The organism is Litorimonas sp. RW-G-Af-16, from assembly GCF_048319245.1.
Lineage (GTDB): Bacteria > Pseudomonadota > Alphaproteobacteria > Caulobacterales > Maricaulaceae > Litorimonas.
In genome coordinates this window covers 482,917-499,581 of record NZ_CP166993.1, presented here as the reverse complement: position 1 = coordinate 499,581, position 16,665 = coordinate 482,917, and the positions used below count along the sequence as shown (strand labels likewise).

14 protein-coding genes, 1 tRNA gene and 1 pseudogene are annotated in these 16,665 nt (G+C 51.9%); 8 read left to right on the top strand and 8 right to left on the bottom strand.

Going from position 1 to position 16,665, the window contains the following annotated elements; genetic code table 11:
- Positions 1-39 precede the first annotated feature (39 nt).
- From galE to AB8615_RS02345, 5 genes and pseudogenes are all read right to left on the bottom strand, one after another.
- Positions 40-1,059: a UDP-glucose 4-epimerase GalE gene (gene galE / locus AB8615_RS02365; RefSeq protein WP_409433348.1), complete on the bottom strand. Its 1,020-nt coding sequence runs from the start codon at positions 1,057-1,059 to the stop codon at positions 40-42.
- Between the two features lie 53 nt (positions 1,060-1,112).
- Positions 1,113-1,995 (bottom strand): annotated as a pseudogene (gene galU / locus AB8615_RS02360) (UTP--glucose-1-phosphate uridylyltransferase GalU).
- A 664-nt stretch (positions 1,996-2,659) separates the two neighbouring features.
- Positions 2,660-2,736 (bottom strand) — tRNA-Arg (locus tag AB8615_RS02355).
- Between the two features lie 110 nt (positions 2,737-2,846).
- Positions 2,847-3,260, bottom strand: a complete 414-nt coding sequence (locus AB8615_RS02350) for a GNAT family N-acetyltransferase (protein ID WP_409433346.1) — start codon at positions 3,258-3,260, stop codon at positions 2,847-2,849.
- Between the two features lie 56 nt (positions 3,261-3,316).
- Positions 3,317-4,267, bottom strand: a complete 951-nt coding sequence (locus tag AB8615_RS02345; protein WP_409433345.1) for a P1 family peptidase — start codon at positions 4,265-4,267, stop codon at positions 3,317-3,319.
- A gap of 57 nt (positions 4,268-4,324) precedes the next feature.
- On the opposite strand from AB8615_RS02345, the gene AB8615_RS02340 reads away from it, so the two are divergent.
- Complete coding sequence (locus tag AB8615_RS02340) at positions 4,325-6,115, top strand: gamma-glutamyltransferase family protein (RefSeq protein ID WP_409433344.1); 1,791 nt, start codon at positions 4,325-4,327, stop codon at positions 6,113-6,115.
- Position 6,116: 1 nt separating this feature from the next.
- Here the strand turns inward: AB8615_RS02340 and AB8615_RS02335 are convergent, their stop codons facing one another.
- Together AB8615_RS02335 and panD are read right to left on the bottom strand one after the other, a co-directional pair.
- Positions 6,117-6,809 carry a DUF2161 domain-containing phosphodiesterase gene (locus AB8615_RS02335; protein WP_409433343.1) on the bottom strand — a complete coding sequence of 231 codons (693 nt, stop codon included), beginning with the start codon at positions 6,807-6,809 and terminating at the stop codon, positions 6,117-6,119.
- Between the two features lie 68 nt (positions 6,810-6,877).
- On the bottom strand, positions 6,878-7,240 hold the full coding sequence (gene panD / locus AB8615_RS02330) for an aspartate 1-decarboxylase (RefSeq protein ID WP_409433342.1): 363 nt from the start codon (positions 7,238-7,240) through the stop codon (positions 6,878-6,880).
- Positions 7,241-7,383: 143 nt separating this feature from the next.
- Between panD and AB8615_RS02325 the strand changes: the two genes are divergently transcribed.
- The 7 genes from AB8615_RS02325 (at position 7,384) to AB8615_RS02295 (ending at position 14,499) form a co-directional block, all read left to right on the top strand.
- Positions 7,384-7,872: an asparaginase domain-containing protein gene (locus AB8615_RS02325; RefSeq protein WP_409433341.1), complete on the top strand. Its 489-nt coding sequence runs from the start codon at positions 7,384-7,386 to the stop codon at positions 7,870-7,872.
- A 12-nt stretch (positions 7,873-7,884) separates the two neighbouring features.
- On the top strand, positions 7,885-8,283 hold the full coding sequence (locus AB8615_RS02320; protein WP_409433340.1) for a hypothetical protein: 399 nt from the start codon (positions 7,885-7,887) through the stop codon (positions 8,281-8,283).
- Complete coding sequence (locus tag AB8615_RS02315) at positions 8,280-8,702, top strand: hypothetical protein (protein ID WP_409433339.1); 423 nt, start codon at positions 8,280-8,282, stop codon at positions 8,700-8,702. The genes AB8615_RS02320 and AB8615_RS02315 overlap by 4 nt, the downstream gene beginning before the upstream one ends.
- 77 nt (positions 8,703-8,779) lie before the next feature.
- Positions 8,780-11,629, top strand: coding sequence for a M16 family metallopeptidase (locus AB8615_RS02310; RefSeq protein WP_418152567.1), 2,850 nt, complete (start codon positions 8,780-8,782; stop codon positions 11,627-11,629).
- Positions 11,629-12,516, top strand: a complete 888-nt coding sequence (locus AB8615_RS02305) for a DUF4349 domain-containing protein (protein WP_409433337.1) — start codon at positions 11,629-11,631, stop codon at positions 12,514-12,516. The genes AB8615_RS02310 and AB8615_RS02305 overlap by 1 nt, the downstream gene beginning before the upstream one ends.
- A 6-nt stretch (positions 12,517-12,522) precedes the next feature.
- Positions 12,523-13,479, top strand: a complete 957-nt coding sequence (locus AB8615_RS02300; protein WP_409433336.1) for a calcium/sodium antiporter — start codon at positions 12,523-12,525, stop codon at positions 13,477-13,479.
- Positions 13,480-13,554: 75 nt separating this feature from the next.
- Positions 13,555-14,499 (top strand): hypothetical protein, encoded by a 945-nt coding sequence (locus tag AB8615_RS02295; RefSeq protein WP_409433335.1) that lies wholly within the window; start codon positions 13,555-13,557, stop codon positions 14,497-14,499.
- 38 nt (positions 14,500-14,537) lie between these two features.
- On the opposite strand, the gene rpoD is transcribed toward AB8615_RS02295, so the two are convergent.
- The gene (gene rpoD / locus AB8615_RS02290) at positions 14,538-16,652 is read right to left on the bottom strand and encodes an RNA polymerase sigma factor RpoD (RefSeq protein ID WP_409433334.1); all 2,115 of its coding nucleotides are present in this window, start codon (positions 16,650-16,652) and stop codon (positions 14,538-14,540) included.
- Positions 16,653-16,665 lie beyond the last annotated feature (13 nt).

Genomic DNA, 16,665 nt, shown 5'->3' with positions numbered 1-16,665 from the left:
GGTTAGGTTACGAATGAACGTTGTGAGGAGAGCGATATATTATTTATCAGGAATATTCCACACGCGCTTGTGAAAATTCCACGCGGTTTTAATAATCGTCTCGATTGAAGAATGTTCAGGCACGAAGCCGATAGTCTCTCGCGCCCTCTGTGAATCCGCGTAAAGCCGAGTCAGGTCGCCCTCGCGGCGCGGTGCAAGGTCATAAGGCACAGCGTGGCCCGTGACGCGTTCTATCGTCTGTAATATCTCAAGATTGCTCACCCCCTGCCCCGTGCCGATATTGAGTTCTGCTCTCTGCAAGCCATTATCAAATGCCAACTCTGATAGAATATGCGCGCGGGCAATATCGTTGACGTGAATATAATCGCGTATGCAAGTGCCATCAGGCGTGTCGTAATCCGTCCCAAATAACTTCATTTTCCCGCCCAGTCCCGCCGCTGCCTTAAGGGCATTGGGAATTAAATGCGTTTCAGGATCATGCTCTTCACCGATATCGCCGCCCTCGTCCGCACCCGACGCATTGAAGTATCGCAGGGTAACGTAATTGAGACCGTAGGCTTTATGAAAACTCTGGATCATATGCTCTATCGCGAGCTTTGTTTTGCCGTAAACACTGACTGGGATTTGCGGCTGGCTTTCTTGCAGCGGCATGTTTTGCGTTTCGCCGTAAGTGGCGCAGGTCGAGGAAAAAATAAGCCGCTCTGCCTCTGTTTCGCGCATAGCAAGGAGGAGGTTCAGCGCGCCGGACACATTGTTGTCGTAAAACTCTGCAGGGTGTTTTTCACCTATACCGACTTCAATCGAGCTAGCGAGATGGATGACCGTATTCACAGATTTATGTGCCTGCATCGCCGCAAGCGTCGCCGCCCGGTCGCGCAAGTCAACCTCGACATATGGCCCCCATTTGACAGCATGCTTATGGCCTGCAGAGAAATTATCGAATGTTATCGGCACGCCGCCTAGTTTTGCAATCATCTTACAGACATGACTGCCAATATAGCCCGCCCCGCCGACGATGATAAACTTGCGTCCTGCAAAATTGTGGTCTGCTGCCGTCATGGAAAAGGCTTTGTCACGACACAGTGTCCCGCGTCAAATGATTGAGCGGCCTGCTACTTCGCCATTCGCTTGAGCAATGCCTGAGCCTCGGCGCCAATTTCGGGGTGGCTCATGGCGAAAGCGACGACGGCTTCGAGATATCCGATCTTACTCCCGCAATCATAGTCCTGCCCATCATAGGCCAAAGCGTGAAATGTCTGATCCGCCATCAGTCGCGCCATGGCATCAGTCAGTTGGATTTCCCCGCCTGCACCCGCTTCCTGATCCTTAAGAAGACCCATCAATTCAGGCTGTAAAATATAGCGGCTCGGTGATTTTTAAGTTAGACGGCGCGTCTGCAAAAGCAGGTTTTTCAACCATCCCGTCCATTTCAATCAGTTTTTGGTTCTTATAATCCGAACCAGCTTTGGGCTTGATCACGCCGTAATTTGAAACTTGATCAACTGCGACGGCGTCAACTGCTATGACATTGCCGCCGACCTTGTGATATACGTCCATCATTTGCGAGAGGCAGCTTTGCTTGGCTTGCACCAAGACGTCTGGCAGCAGAACAGCGAAAGGTTCATTACCAACAATATCTCGCGCGCACCACACGGCATGACCAAGACCTTTGGCGGCTTGCTGGCGGACAAAACTCATAGAGCCTTCGCGCGGCTGCTTGGCCTTCATTGCATTAAGAATGTCTGATTTGCCTTTGCGCTGCAGCGAGTCTTCCAACTCGTAAGCACTGTCGAAATAATCTTCAATCGCGCTTTTCTGACGCCCCGTCACAAAGACGAAATGCTCAATCCCAGCCTCGACCGCTTCGTCTACAACATATTGCAGCGCAGGTTGATCGACGACCGGCAGCATTTCTTTCGGTATGGTTTTCGTAGCAGGCAAGACTCGCGTGCCAAAGCCGGCCACAGGCAAAACGGCAATTCGGACAGGTTTCATGGCAATCGCTTCTTTCATATCCTTATGGCGCAAGCCGCAGCGAGATCAGCCTCTTCAATATCCTGACCCATAGCGACGCAACAAATTTACGAGTCATATACACGCGAGGAGTTAATTGATCGTGCAATCCAAGCGATTACGTGTATGACGTCTTTGCAGGCCCAATCCAGATAGTCGCCACCCTCAACAAAGTTGCTATTCAGGGCAATCAATATATCATTTAAATTCGCAGGGCCTTCCATCAGACGAGTTATATTTCATGCGCTTTCAAAACATAGTTTCAGTGGTTTGGGCGTATATTTTGCGAGCGTAAACTCCCCATCGCCATCAAAGTCTTTTCTCGACATCAATGCATATTCATCGGCTCAAATTCAAACGCATGACTATTCCGCCAAAGCTCAGTATGCGCTTCCGGACGCAATCGCTCTGCTAGCTAAATAACTTTCTACGCTGCGCAAATACGCAACATGGGCGACTATGACAAAGGGGCGGGAGACCCCTCCCCTAAACACTAACTTAACAAATCAAGGCTCGAATCCTAAACTGCGCTCCGTTGTAGCTCATTTTGTAGCACAAAAAGTAGCTCAATAATGAGTTTAGCAGAGACACTGAGTTAGTCTATTTCGGAAAAATAAAGGCTTTTGGGGTATTTACAGGAAAATAATGGCGCACCGGGGAGGATTCGAACCCCCGACCCCCTGATTCGTAGTCAGGTACTCTATCCAGCTGAGCTACCGGTGCCAGTTGCGCTATTGCGCAAACATGTTCGCATTCGCGAAGCCGCCTTAAAGCGTATTCGCCCGCGCCCTGCAAGTGTTTTCTATGGTTAAATCTGACAAAAGTTTTTCGGCTCAAAGTCGCTTTTCATAATACCGCAAAGTCGCGCCCGCGTCAGGGTAGTCCACATCACCTATAGCTTCGAAACCCTGTCTGAGGTGAAAAGCGTGCGAGCGCGAATTGTTTGGCTTTGTGTTCACCTCACACACTAGTCGTGGCAAATCACGAGCGCGGGCCTCTTGTTCGAAATCCGCGTAGAGTTGCGATGCCAGACCTTTCCCGTGTGCGGCTATGTCGATGATAATGCGATCAATATAATAAAATCGGTCAAATCGCGGGCGTAGCCATTGCAGGTTTTTATGGTCGTAATCCACATCATGGCCGTAACCGAGCAAAACTCCCGAGGCATTATCGATCTGCTTTTGATAACTGCAATGCCCCAGCAATATGTCGAGGCCGTCATCATCCAGCGGGCTAAGCCAATGCACGAAATCTCTGTTTAGAAGCAGAATTTTTGCGCGGTGTGATTTAAGGATTGGCCCGATCATGGCTTGGCGAAATGCACGCCCCGCATGAGGGCGCGGGCCGTGACCCTAGCCGCCGCTGCGCCGAGCTCTGCCAACGAGACAGGGCTTTCGCATAATTTATCACCCGTGGAGAGCGCGAAAATCGTATCGCCATCTAGCGGCGTGTGGGCGGGCTGCACGGCCATCGCAATGCCGTCTTGCGCCATCATAGCGAGGCGTTTGAGCTGTTTTTGTGACAGGCCCGCATCGGTGATGATCGCGCCAATGACTGTGCTTTGACCAGCAGCTTTGAGAAAGGCGAGCTTGGTGTCTTGGGCGGGGGAGAGTTGATAATCGGCGGGTGGACGCTGGCCGCCAAATTCTCCCTCAACCTCATAGGGCCAAGCCCACGGCACTTGCGTAGCTGGCATGTAGGGGGAGCCGACGGGGTTGGCGGCAATGATCGCAGCAATCAAAACGCCCTCCACGACCTCATGCGCAACGCCTAGTCCGCCCGTGTAAATGCCAGCCGTCGCGCCCAGCCCTGCGCCAAAAGCGCCTTCGGATAAATGCCCGCACATAGAGTTACAGGCATCGATCCCGAGCTGTCGGAACGGTGGCTCTAGGCCCCAATCTTTGTCGCCGCCATTGGCGTTATCAAATAGAATTGCGGCGGGAACAACGGGGCTGACAGGGATGCCCTCTCTCGCGAGATAGCCCCTGCCTTGCGCGCCGAGCCAAGCTGTGACTCCGTCGGCGGCAGCGAGGCCGTAAACCGAGCCGCCCGACAGGACGATGCCGTGAACTTTCTCGATCAAGCCACCGTCTTGCAATGCCGCGATTTCGCGCGTCCCAGGCCCCCCGCCGCGTACATCAACCGCACATGTCGCAGGGGCGTCAGGCAAGATCACTGTCACGCCCGACTTGACTGTGGTGTCATGGGCTTGACCGACGCTAATCGATAGATCGGAGATAATCTTTGTGTTCACACCTTGCCCTCGTCGTGATCTGACTTATGACGGAGTGTAACGATGAAAGTCCTGATTATGAAACTCTTTTCTGCCTTACTCCTTGGAACTGCCTTAAGTATTGCAGCGTGTAGTGCGCCAGAGGCCAAGAATAGCGACACGCCAAAGATTGTGAAGACCGAGGCGAAAGCGGCAGGCATGGTAGCAGCTGCTAACCCTCTGGCGACGCAGGCGGGGCTTGATATATTGGAAGCGGGCGGGTCCGCTGTCGATGCCGCGATTGCCGTGCAAGCGATGCTGGGCCTAGTGGAGCCACAAAGCTCTGGCCTTGGCGGCGGGGCATTTATGATCGTGTATGATCCCGACGCGGCCAAGGTTTGGGCCTATGACGGGCGGGAAACAGCGCCTGCTGCAATCACGCCAGAGCTGTTCCTCGATCCTAAAACGGGCAAGCCTTTGCGTTATTTTGACGGCATAGCTTCGGGCCGTAGCACGGGCGTGCCAGGGGCCGTTGTTATGCTGCACATGGCGCATGAAGATTACGGCAAGCTCGACTGGGCCGCCCCAATGGAACCCGCGATAGAAACAGCGGAAACAGGTTTTACTGTCAGCCCGCGCATGGGCGGCATGGTGGAGCGCATGGCGGGATATGTATTGGGCCGTGATGATAATGCTCGCGATTACTTTTTTATGGAAGACGGCACGACCCCCATCCCAACAGGATTTGTGCGCGATAACCAGCCCTATGCCGAGACACTTCGCGCGATCCAAGCAAATCCTCGCGCTCTTCTTGAAGGCCCGATTGCCGAAGCTATCATCGCCAAGACACAGGAAGCCCCCCTACCCGGCACAATGACTCTGGCTGATATGGCGGCCTATCAGCCGATGAAAACCGAAGCGCTTTGCACGACTTATCGCGCGCATACTGTCTGCGGGGCGCAGCCACCATCTTCAGGCGGAATTGCAGTTCAGAGCATTTTGGGTGTGCTAGAAAACTTTGACATGGCCGCCCTCGGCGCAACAGTCCAAGGCTGGCATCACTTCGCGGAAGCTAGCTTTATGGGCTATGCAGACCGCGATAAATATGTGGCTGACCCCGCCATGATCGAGGTGCCAACAAACGCGATGCTCGATAAAGACTATCTCAAAAGTCGTGCGGCTTTGATCCGTCCTGACGCAGCCATTGAAAACGTCACTGCGGGTAATCCCGTCGCCTTTGTGCGCGGCAAAGACGCAACCCCTGACAGCCCTGGCACGTCGCATTTCACGATCATCGACAAAGACGGGCTGACAGTGTCTATGACGACGACAGTCGAGAGCGCCTTTGGTAGCCAGCGCATGGTGGGTGGGTTTATGCTCAATAATCAGCTGACGGATTTCTCTTTTCGTATACTCGACGCGGACGGCAACCCGATTGCCAACGCTCCTGCGCCCGGCAAACGCCCACGTAGCTCTATGGCCCCGCATATCGTATTTGCACCCAATGGTGAGTTGCTATTCACGACAGGCTCCCCAGGGGGAAGCGCGATTATCGCCTACACAGCCAAGAGCATTGTCGGCATGATCGACTGGGGTATGACTCCGCAAGAAGCGATAGAACTTCCCAATGTGATCGCCCGCAACGGCTCCATCAAATTGGAAACCAAAGGGCTTGAGCCAGAGTTGACAGATGAGCCAGAGCGCATGGGGCCAGCGGCAGAATTTGGGCTGGATGAGGCCACAGTGGCGGGATTAGAAGCGCTCGGCCACACAGTCAGACGCTCTAAAGGCGAGATTTCTGGTCTGCACATTATCTACCGCAATGCAGACGGCACGTTGATTGGCGGGGCAGATCCACGGCGTGAGGGCACGGCGATTGCTATTAAATAGCCTAACTTTCGCCCATCATCGACGCAACCAAGTCAGCGTTTTCAGCGAGCGCTTTCGCGCCCTCGCGAGTTAGGCCGTAGACGCCGCGATCAATCTTTTCAAACCAACCGTAATGGTTGGACGCCATCAGATTTCGGGCTTTCTCAAACCCCGCCATTTGCGCGACGTAAGACGCCTTACACGCGCCTTCATCATGCAGGACTTTCGCGCAGCGCAGCGCCCCTTGGCGGTAGGACGTCATCATGCCCTCAGACGTCATCCCGCCCTCATTGGGATCGCCGTGGCGGCTTTCAAATTCAGCGCGCAGCTTGCTCTTCTTCGCTTTGACCTTTCGCGGCACAAATTCTGTGGGCTCGCAATGCACAATCACGCGGCCATCGGACAAGCTCACCGTCATCAAGCCAATGCGCAGACGGCGGCAGAGCATTTTATTCTTGCGCATGGCCGTGAACGCCGCCTTGCCAGCTTTGCGCGGGACGGCGATATAAACTTGATCCGTCATGGATTGCCTGGCGATAGCTTGATGAAAAAGTGAGAGGGTGAAACCTGTTTTCAGCTCGATGATAATTGGCTCGCCGTCAGGGTCACGGCGCGGCACGGCAACCATATCGGCCGCCCCAACTTCCCCTTTGACGTCGTAGCCAAGTGCCACGAAATGCGCTTTGATTGGTGCGTAAAGCTCAGTTTCTTTCACAATTGATTTGGGGGCTTTGGCGATGGGTCTATCTCTGCAACTTATCCAAATTGCGCATGGTTATGGCCCTAATGCACAGGGGGTATGACAACCTCGTTATTCTCGTCCAGTAGCACAACATTTGGCGCATAATTTCGCGCTTTCTCAGCTTCCATCTGGCAATAGGTGATGATGATAATTTTATCGCCTAACTGCACACGACGCGCGGCCGCACCGTTCAGGCCAAAGGTCTTGGATTGTCGCGGCGCAGAAATCGCATAGGTCGTGAACCGCTCACCATTGGTGATATTGAGGATGTCCACTTGCTCATTCGGCAAAATACCTGCGCGGTCCAGCAGGTCTTGGTCGATCGAAATCGAGCCTTCATAGTGCAGGTCCGCTTGTGTCACAGTCGCGCGGTGGATTTTACCCTTCATCATGGTCAGAAGCATTCAGACCCCTCCAAATTTTAATAAGCAGGCTTGCTGCCTGCCCTATATAGATATCATTTTTAAATGTCCAAGCAGAACCTACATTCGTGCAAGGCCTCTATGTGGGAGGTTTATCTTATATTCAGCATGCGTTAAGGCGCGGTATGGAAGTCTTGATCCTTATAACTGGTGGCACATTGGACAAAGTCCATGATACGCAGACCGAGTCGCTGATCTTCGCAGATAAAGCGAAGTCGCGCGTTGAGAATATTCTCCGCAATGGCCGTTGCGATTATCCTCGTCTCCACATCTTGATGCAAATCGATAGTTTAGAAATGACAGACGTGCATCGCCAAAAGATTTTAGACGCTATCCAGACCGCGCCGCAATCACGCATTGTTATCACGCACGGCACAGGCACGATGGAGCAAACGGCGAAATATCTGGATGGTCAAGCTGGCGATAAAACCGTTATCCTGACAGGTGCGATGCGTCCACAATCTCTGGGCAAATCGGACGCGAATTTCAACTTGGGTGGGGCAATAATCGCAGCACAAACTTTGCCCGCTGGTGTCTATGCGGTGATGAACGGGCGTGTTATCAAAGCGCAAAATGTTCACAAAGACACACAGGCTGGACGCTTTGATCGTTAGGAATTTACATCTATGACACCTGTTCAAATTGCACCGTTTGTAGCTGCAGGCCTCTTTATTCTCGTCACGTTGATTATGGTTTTTAAGCCCTCAGCGTTTCCCAAAAAAGGGCTGTGGCGGCTACCCGCTTTGTTCGCCTTCGCATTTTTAGCATGGTCTGTTTTTGCCGTTTTGCAGGAGGGGCCACTTGGGTTTTGGACAGAACACACACGCAATTTATGGGGCAACCAAATCTGGTTTGACCTTCTGATTGCTATAGGGATTGGGTGGGCGTTGATTATCAAACGCGCTCGTGCGGTGGAAATGAAATTGCCCCTATGGTTGCTGATCACTATCCTGACGGGATGTATTGGCTTTAGCGCCATGTTATCGCGTTTGCTGTATCTGGAAGAAAAAGAGGCTGGAGCATGACACCGAAATTTGCAGGACGATGGATTAGGTTAGCGGGGTTAGGCCTAATTGCCTTTGGATTTGTGCAATTCACAGGCGCTCTAGATGGGCAAATGCCGGGACGTTTCTTGGCCGATTTATTTGACTGGCCGCTGGACGGATTACCGACTGCGCCGTCTAAGGAAGCGCGGTTTATGACGTCGCTTGCTGGCTCTCTAACGGCAGCGATTGGCGTGTTATTTCTCGGCCTGATCGGCCCCCTAATTGAGGCTGGAGATCGGGCCGCTCGCGGCGTCGCCCTCGTCTCGCTCCTCATGTGGGTGAGCATGGATATTACAGGCTCAATCGCTGTCGGACAGTTATCCAACATCGTCTTTTGCATTTTGTTTTTCATACTACTCGCCAGCCCGTTGATCTTTGTAAAGTTCCAGACACGGTAGCCCTTACCCATAGACAAACCGTCTGGGCTGTTTCACATTGTGCTAAACAATGGCGTCAAACACATGGGACGATAGCTATGACTTTTTCTTTGAGTAAATTTGATCTCCGCGACGGCTGCCTCGCCCTCGGTGGTTTGATGCTTGCCGCCTGCGCAGACGGTATAAGCGGCCCCGCAGCCCAAGCAGACCTCAACCTGAACTATGAGAAGATCACGCTGGAAAACGGGCTCGACGTTGTTTTCCACATTGATAGGTCTGACCCAGTCGTCGCGATCAACCTCGCCGCCCATGTCGGCAGTGCGCGGGAGACAGAGGGCAATACAGGTTTCGCACATCTTTTCGAACACCTGCTTTTCCTCGATTCCGAGAACCTCGGCTATGGTGGGCTGGACGAGATGAACACGCGGATTGGCGGCGAAGGCACGAACGGTTTCACCACCTACGACATGACGCAATATTTCCAAGCCGTGCCCAAGGACGCACTTGAGAAAGTCATTTGGGCGGAGGCCGACAAGCTCGGCTGGTTTATCAACACCGTCAGTCAAGACGTGATTGATAAGGAAAAGCAAGTCGTCAAAAATGAGAAGCGCCAGCGTGTCGACAACCAACCCTATGGCCATTGGAATTATATCGCGAATAAAACGCTCTACCCATCCGATCATCCCTATAGCTGGACGGTTATTGGCAGCCTTGCAGACCTCGAGGCGGCGTCTTTGCAAGAGACCAAGGACTTCTACGCACGATGGTATGTGCCGAGCAATGTGACTGTATCAATCACGGGCGACTTTGATATGGCTGAGGCGAAAGCTTGGGTCGAAAAATATTTTGGCGAAATTCCTGCAGGCGACCAAGAGATTGAACCCTACGCCCCGCGCGCATCAAACCTGACTGAAACCACATCACTTTATTACGAAGATAATTTCGCGACTGTCCCGCTACTGCTGATTGCCTATCCAACGGTGGAGCAATATCATCCTGACAGCTACGCGCTGGATGTGCTCAGCGAATACCTGACTGAAGGCAAACGTGCGCCGCTGAACGAAGTTCTGATTGATGAGGCGAAAGTTACCTCTGACGTATCGTCTTTTCAGAGCAATAAAGAAATTGCGGGCGAGTTATATTTCTTTGTGTCGCCAAATGACGGCGAAGATATTGATGGTTTGATGGCCCCGCTCGCGGACGGGTTTGCCCGCTTTGAAGAGACAGGCATCCCCCAAGCCGCGCTTGACCGCATCAAGACGCAAAGCGAAGTCAGCTTTTATGAGGAAGTCCAAAGCGCGCTAGGCAAGGCGATCCAACTGTCTGAATATAACCTCTTCACGGACAATCCTGGCTTTTACAAAAAAGACCTCGAAGGACTGCAATCCGTCACAACCGATGATGTCATGCGGGTCTATAACAAATATATAAAAGACCAACCGCGACTCTATTTAAGCATTGTTCCGAAGGGTGAAACTGAGCTGAAATTGGACGAAACTTACCCTGCGCAACTCGCCGAAATCGTGGAAGAAAAAGTTGTGCCTGGCGCAGAAACCGAGAAAGAATTTGACCCTGCGGCGCGAATTATTGCCAACCCGACAACGTCTGCTTTTGACCGATCTATCGAGCCAGAATTTGGGGCTGCTTATGATCTGACAGCGCCAGATGTGTGGCGCAAAACGCTAGACAATGGCCTTGAAGTTTACGGCATTACCTCCAATGAAACGCCTCTCGTCAACTTCTCGCTAAAGCTGGATGCGGGACGAATCCGTAGCAGCGTCGATCAACCCGCCATTGCTGGCTTAACGGCCGATCTCTTACAAAAAGGCACCGTGAATAAAACGACCGCCGAAATGGAAGAAGCCATCGGTGCGCTTGGGTCAACTATTACAGTTCGCGCTGGCGATTACGGGACTTTTGTATCTGGGACAACGCTATCTAGGAATCTGGATGCAACACTCGATTTAGCTAAAGAAATGCTTTTTGAGCCGCGATGGGACGCGGAGGAATTTGCACTCCTCAAGGACAAGCGCATACAGGAAATCTCGCAAGCCGAGGGTGATCCCAATTCGATTGCGCGGCGTGAAGCCGCCTTGCTTGCCTTCCCCAGCGACCACGTATTTTCCCATGCCGGCTACGGCCCCAAGGATTTGCTAGAAGCTGTAACGCTCGACGATCTCAAAGCTTTTCACGCGGCGCATTATGATCTCTCCCGCGCCCAATTCCGCGTCGTCGGAGCTGTGGAGCCTGAGACGGATTTTGGACTAGACACCCCGCAAGATAGCAGCGATGTGCCGCCCGTAAGCCCGCCAAAGTTAAATTCTGTAACCTCAGCGGAAATCTATCTCTATGACGTGCCAGGGGCCAAGCAGTCCGTCTTGCGGATTGCGCGACCTAGCCTTGCCGCGACTGATCCAGACTATCCGCTAGCGGAAGCCATTAACTTCCCCTTGGGCGGCATCTACACGTCGAAACTCAATACACAATTACGGGTCGATAAGGGCTATACGTATGGCATCCGGTCGACGTTTAACGGCGATAAAGACATCGGCCAATTCCAAGTCGGGTCTTCTGTGCGGACCAATGTGACCAAGGAATCCATCGCGCTCATCCGCGATATTCTCGCAAGCTACGGCCCTGACTTTACGCAGGAAGAATTAGATACCATGAAAGGCGCATTGCTGCGAGGGCAAGCGCTCAAGAGCGAGACCAATGCCGACAAATTAGGTCTGCTCGGTCAAATCAGCGCCTATGGCTACGCACCCGATTTCCGCGCCCAAAATGCCAAAGCGATCAATGCGATGACGTTGGATGATTTCAAAGCTTTGGCGGAAAAATATATTCGCCCAGACGCAATGACATATCTCGTCGTGGGCGATGCGGCGACGCAAACGGCCCCACTGTCAGAGTTAGGCCTCGGCGATCCGATCATGTTGGAGACGAAATAATGCGTATTTTTCTACTGGGCCTCGCCGCTCTAGCCATAACGGCGTGCGGCAGTAGTGACCGCATGCAATCAACTGAGTCGCCGATGATGGCGCCTCCGCCGTCTGCAAAAATCATGGGGTCGGAAGCGGACATGGAATATATGGGCGACGCGCCTGCGCCCGCGCCGCAAGCGAGTGAAAATCCATCGGCTCAGAGCTTTCTCGCTTACCGCTACGGATACGGTTTTGCCCTCCCCGCCAAAGCCGTCAGCCCAACCATGAACGCCCATGCCAAGACATGCCTAGACGCGGGGCCAAGCAAATGCCAAATCCTGAATTCGTCCACAAATCAACAAAATGAAAGCCAAGTCTACGCCAGTTTATCGCTGCGCGGGGAACCCACTTGGCTCAAAACTTTCGCCCAAGATATGCAGACATCGGTTGAAGATGCGAGTGGAGAATTAACGTCCTCCACCGTTTCTGCCGAAGATTTGACACGGCAAATTCTGGACACAGATGCAAGGCTTCGGGCGCAAACCACCTTGCGCGATCGCCTGCAAAAACTGCTCGAAACACGCAATGCGGAACTCTCTGATTTGCTGGCTGTGGAACGTGAACTCGCTCGTGTTCAGGGCCAGATTGAGAGCGCAACAACAACGCTAAATGTCCTTCGCAAACGTGTATCTATGTCCGTCGCCGATATCAGCTACCAAAGTCAATCTGTTGCGGTCAGTCGCACGGCCTTCACCCCGCTTACACAATCGCTCAAGGGATTTGTTGGCACGGTCGCATATGCTTTGTCTGATGTGATTGACTTTTTTGCAGCCATCTTGCCGTGGCTCTTGCTGGTGATCCTGCCTGGGCTGTGGCTCGTTCGTTGGTTCTGGCGTCGGCGTAAGAAAGCCTAACGCTCCGTGAGCTGGCTATTAATTGCGGTAGGACTAGCCTTGCTCGTCGCGGGGGGCGAAGCTCTGATCCGTGGCTCCGTGTCGATCGCATCAAAACTGGGTATGTCAAAAGCCTTGATCGGCGTGACATTGATTGGATTTGGCACGTCCATGCCAGAATTCGTTGCGACTTTCGGCGCCGCTGCCAAAGGATCGCCTGATATTGCTTTCGGCAATGTCTTAGGCTCTAACATCGCCAATATTTTGATGATCCTGGGCGTGTCGACCCTGATCCATCCTATCGCCACCCGCATGCACGGGCTCTGGCGCGATGCGCTCTTCGTTAGCCTGTCGGCCGCCGCATCCGTCTATTGGATTTATAGTGGCGGTATCACGTTTTGGGGCGCAGCGTGGCTGCTCGCAGCTTTTGCGACCTACATGTTTTTCACGATCCGCGCAGACATAGCAGACGAGATTGCAACGGCGGACGATATTACTGCGCTCCCGAAAGAGCGCGCCTTACCGCTGTCTCTCCTCTTTGCGATTGGGGGTATAGCCGCTCTCGTCCTGGGCGCAGAAGCGCTGATCCGTGGAGCCAGCGACATTGCCCTTGGGATGGGTGTTAGCGAAGCTATGGTTGGCATCACTATTGTCGGCATTGGCACATCCCTGCCCGAAGCCACAGCCTCCATCATTGCCAGCCTGAAGCGCGAGAACGAAATCGCTTTCGCTAATATTGTGGGCAGCAATATCTTCAATGGCCTCGGCATTTTAGGGATTACAGGCCTGTTCCACACTCTCACTTTCAGCCCCGCCAGCGCAGGCGGCTTCACCCTGCTCGACGCCGCCATCCTCTGCACCGCCACATTCTTTATGTTCTTCTTCGCCGTAACGCATAAGCGGATTATGAGGTGGGAAGGTGCGCTGTTACTGCTGGCCTATGGCGGGTATTTAGGCTGGCTGGTGACGCGGGCTTTGGGGTAATTGCATTTGTTTTTTATTACAACTTTTGATATTAGATGGAAGTCCGTTTAATTCACTACTGTGTTGGGAAGCCTAATGAGTTCAGAAAAAGAAAAATTGCTGTTAAAAAAACTGGCAGAAGTGGACGCCTTAAAACGAGAGTTAGATGCTGAAAATTTAAAAGCCTTTAAACCCGCGAAGAAAGCAAAAAAGAAATTTCTACCAAAGCTCGTTTTATGGGGTGCTTTAATTTTTATTGGACTCCCAATAGGGATTGCAACAATTGCAGAATTGTCAATGACACCCCAAGAAAAGGAAGCGAGGGAGACTGAGCGAGCGGATAAACTTGATGCTATAAAAATTAAAATTGCAACCGAGAAAGCAGAGAGAGACGCTGCTAGCGCTTTACTGAGAATAGATGAATTAGTTAAAAAGGCTGATTTGGCATTGGAAAATAAAAATGCTGAAGTTTTGCTAGCAACAGTCACAGAACTAGAAAATTTAAAACCGGAGAAAACAAAGAAATATGCTGCGGCAATAGCAGATGCTAAAGCGGAAAAGATCGAGAAAGAACGAAAGAGAAAACTAAACTTCACAGGAAATTTCACTATTGGTAATTACACTGATGAATTTGGTGATCGAACAACAGAGAAATTTGTTGGTTATCGTGGGTCTGGCCAATTTAGTAATTCGGCAACAGAAGGAAGCCCGTTGAATTTTTGGATTGCGTTAAATAGTCAAACAGATTTTGACATTTCACTTTATGAGTATGCTGGTAATAACCCAGTTAAAGATATTTTTGGCGGGGATGCATTTGTAATTAGGTTTAAATATGATGACCAAACTGGCAGCGTAACCTGTAAGAATTCTGGAGATCGTATTTCATGCGGACCTCAAAATTCGGCGAAATTGCATAATGCTCTAGAAACAGCCAATCAAGTGAAGTTTTCTATATACAATAAACGAACAACTTCATCGCAGTATTCTTTTATAGTGAACGCAAATGGCTACACCAATGCGATGCGAAAGCTTTATGAATAAAAAAGCCGTCCCCATTTTCAAGGGACGGCTCTAGCCATTTATTGATCTAGGAAGCTGCGTAGCTTTCGGCTTCGACTTGGGTGTTTCAGTTTGCGCAGAGCTTTGGCTTCGATCTGGCGGATGCGTTCTCGGGTGACAGAGAATTGCTGGCCGACTTCTTCGAGCGTGTGGTCCGTGTTCATCCCGATCCCGAAGCGCATGCGCAGCACGCGTTCTTCGCGTGGAGTGAGGGATGCCAAAACGCGCGTGGTTGTCTCACGCAAGTTAGACTGAATCGCCGCTTCGATTGGCAGGATGACATTGCTGTCCTCAATAAAATCACCGAGTTGGCTGTCTTCTTCGTCGCCAATCGGTGTCTCGAGGCTGATTGGCTCTTTGGCGATCTTCATCACCTTCCGCACTTTTTCCAAAGGCATGGAGAGCTTTGCTGCCAATTCTTCAGGCGTTGGCTCGCGACCGATTTCATGCAGGATTTGACGCGAGGTGCGCACGATTTTGTTAATCGTTTCAATCATATGAACCGGAATACGGATTGTCCGCGCTTGGTCTGCAATAGAGCGCGTAATCGCCTGGCGAATCCACCATGTGGCATAGGTCGAGAATTTATAACCACGGCGATATTCAAATTTATCAACCGCTTTCATCAGGCCGATATTACCCTCTTGAATGAGGTCGAGGAATTGCAGGCCGCGATTAGTGTATTTCTTGGCAATAGAAATCACGAGGCGAAGGTTGGCCTCGACCATTTCTTTCTTAGCCTGACGCGCTTCACGTTCACCTTTTTGCACAGTCTGCACAATGCGGCGGAATTCATCGACAGGCACGCCAGTTTCTTGAGCCAACTCGCCGATTTCATCACGGAGCTTCTCGATCGAGCGGCCTTCGCGCTTGATAAAACGATCCCAAGCCTCGGAGGAACCCGTCATGTCCTCAACCCAATTTGGGTTCAATTCAGACCCCAGATAAGCAGTGAGGAATTCCTGACGCGGTACACCATTCCCATCCGCAAGTCGCATCAAGCGACCCTCTAGGCTGATAAAGCGTTTGTTGATTGCATAAAGCTGATCAATCAGGGCTTCGATACGGGCATTGTTAAGTTGGAGAGATTTAATCTCTTCAATGATCTGCGTCTGGATAGCGTCATATTCTTCGGCCTGCGGCTTGCGCATTTTTTTGCCGGACAAGCGCGCGCGGATGAGCATTTGCTGCAGTTTTTGGAAGCGACCAAAATCGGCAGCGATGCGGTCGAGTTTCTCCATAACGTCTTCGCGGAGGGCAGCCTCCATCGACGCCATAGAGACGTTGACCTTGTCTTCTTCCTCGTCCTCATCATCATCGATGGGCTTTTGGCCTTCTTCATAATTGCGCTCAGGCATCTTGACCTTGCGCTCTTCAGCCAACGGTTTTAGGTCGCCCTCTTGGGCTTCAAGTTCGCCTTTTTCGATTTTTTCGCGACGGACAGCGAGGGCCGAGCGGTCTTCTTGGATATTGCCGATAGCTTTGTTATAGGTCACGTCCAGATCGATAATATCGCGCAGCAGGATTTGACCTTCGGCCAATTCTTCGCGCCAAATCATGATCGCTTCAAAGGTTAGCGCAGATTCGCACAGGCCCTTGATCATCGTGTCTTTGCCGGCCTCGATGCGTTTGGCGATCGCGATCTCGCCTTCGCGGGAGAGCAGTTCGACCACGCCCATTTCGCGCAAATACATCCGAACAGGATCATCCGTGCTATCGAGTTCTTCTTTCGAATTGCCGCCTTTGACCGCTGTGGTCTCGGATCGAGCGAGGGTCTTCGGCCCCAAAGTCTCTTCGACTTTCTCTTCGATCACGGAAATACCCATGTCGGAGAGTTGGGCCAAGACAACTTCGATTTCCTCGGCAGAAATTCCGTCAATGTCCAAATGCTTATTGAGGTCTTTGGTTGTCAGCAGGCCGGATTTGCGCGCCTCCACCAACATACGCTTGACCTCCATATTTTCGAGATCAAGGCGCGTATTCGCGCTATTGTCGGCAGGCTGAGCCTTACCAACCTCTGTCCCAGTCTCAGCAGCAGCAAGAAAATCGTCTGCGCTTTGCTCTAGGTCTTTGGGTGATTTTTTGGGGGCAGCCTTCTTTTTGGCCGTCGTTTTTTTTGTGGCAGCTTTTGCCATATGGGAACACTCC

Bases quoted from the DNA above. Each gene is read 5' to 3' on its own strand.
- galE (WP_409433348.1), bottom strand. From the start codon at position 1,059: ATGACGGCAGCAGACCACAATTTTGCAGGACGCAAGTTTATCATCGTC.
- AB8615_RS02340 (WP_409433344.1), top strand. From the start codon at position 4,325: ATGAAACTCTTTTCTGCCTTACTCCTTGGAACTGCCTTAAGTATTGCA.
- panD (WP_409433342.1), bottom strand. From the start codon at position 7,240: ATGCTTCTGACCATGATGAAGGGTAAAATCCACCGCGCGACTGTGACA.
- AB8615_RS02325 (WP_409433341.1), top strand. From the start codon at position 7,384: ATGGAAGTCTTGATCCTTATAACTGGTGGCACATTGGACAAAGTCCAT.
- AB8615_RS02320 (WP_409433340.1), top strand. From the start codon at position 7,885: ATGACACCTGTTCAAATTGCACCGTTTGTAGCTGCAGGCCTCTTTATT.
- AB8615_RS02315 (WP_409433339.1), top strand. From the start codon at position 8,280: ATGACACCGAAATTTGCAGGACGATGGATTAGGTTAGCGGGGTTAGGC.
- AB8615_RS02310 (WP_418152567.1), top strand. From the start codon at position 8,780: ATGACTTTTTCTTTGAGTAAATTTGATCTCCGCGACGGCTGCCTCGCC.
- AB8615_RS02305 (WP_409433337.1), top strand. From the start codon at position 11,629: ATGCGTATTTTTCTACTGGGCCTCGCCGCTCTAGCCATAACGGCGTGC.
- AB8615_RS02295 (WP_409433335.1), top strand. From the start codon at position 13,555: ATGAGTTCAGAAAAAGAAAAATTGCTGTTAAAAAAACTGGCAGAAGTG.
- rpoD (WP_409433334.1), bottom strand. From the start codon at position 16,652: ATGGCAAAAGCTGCCACAAAAAAAACGACGGCCAAAAAGAAGGCTGCC.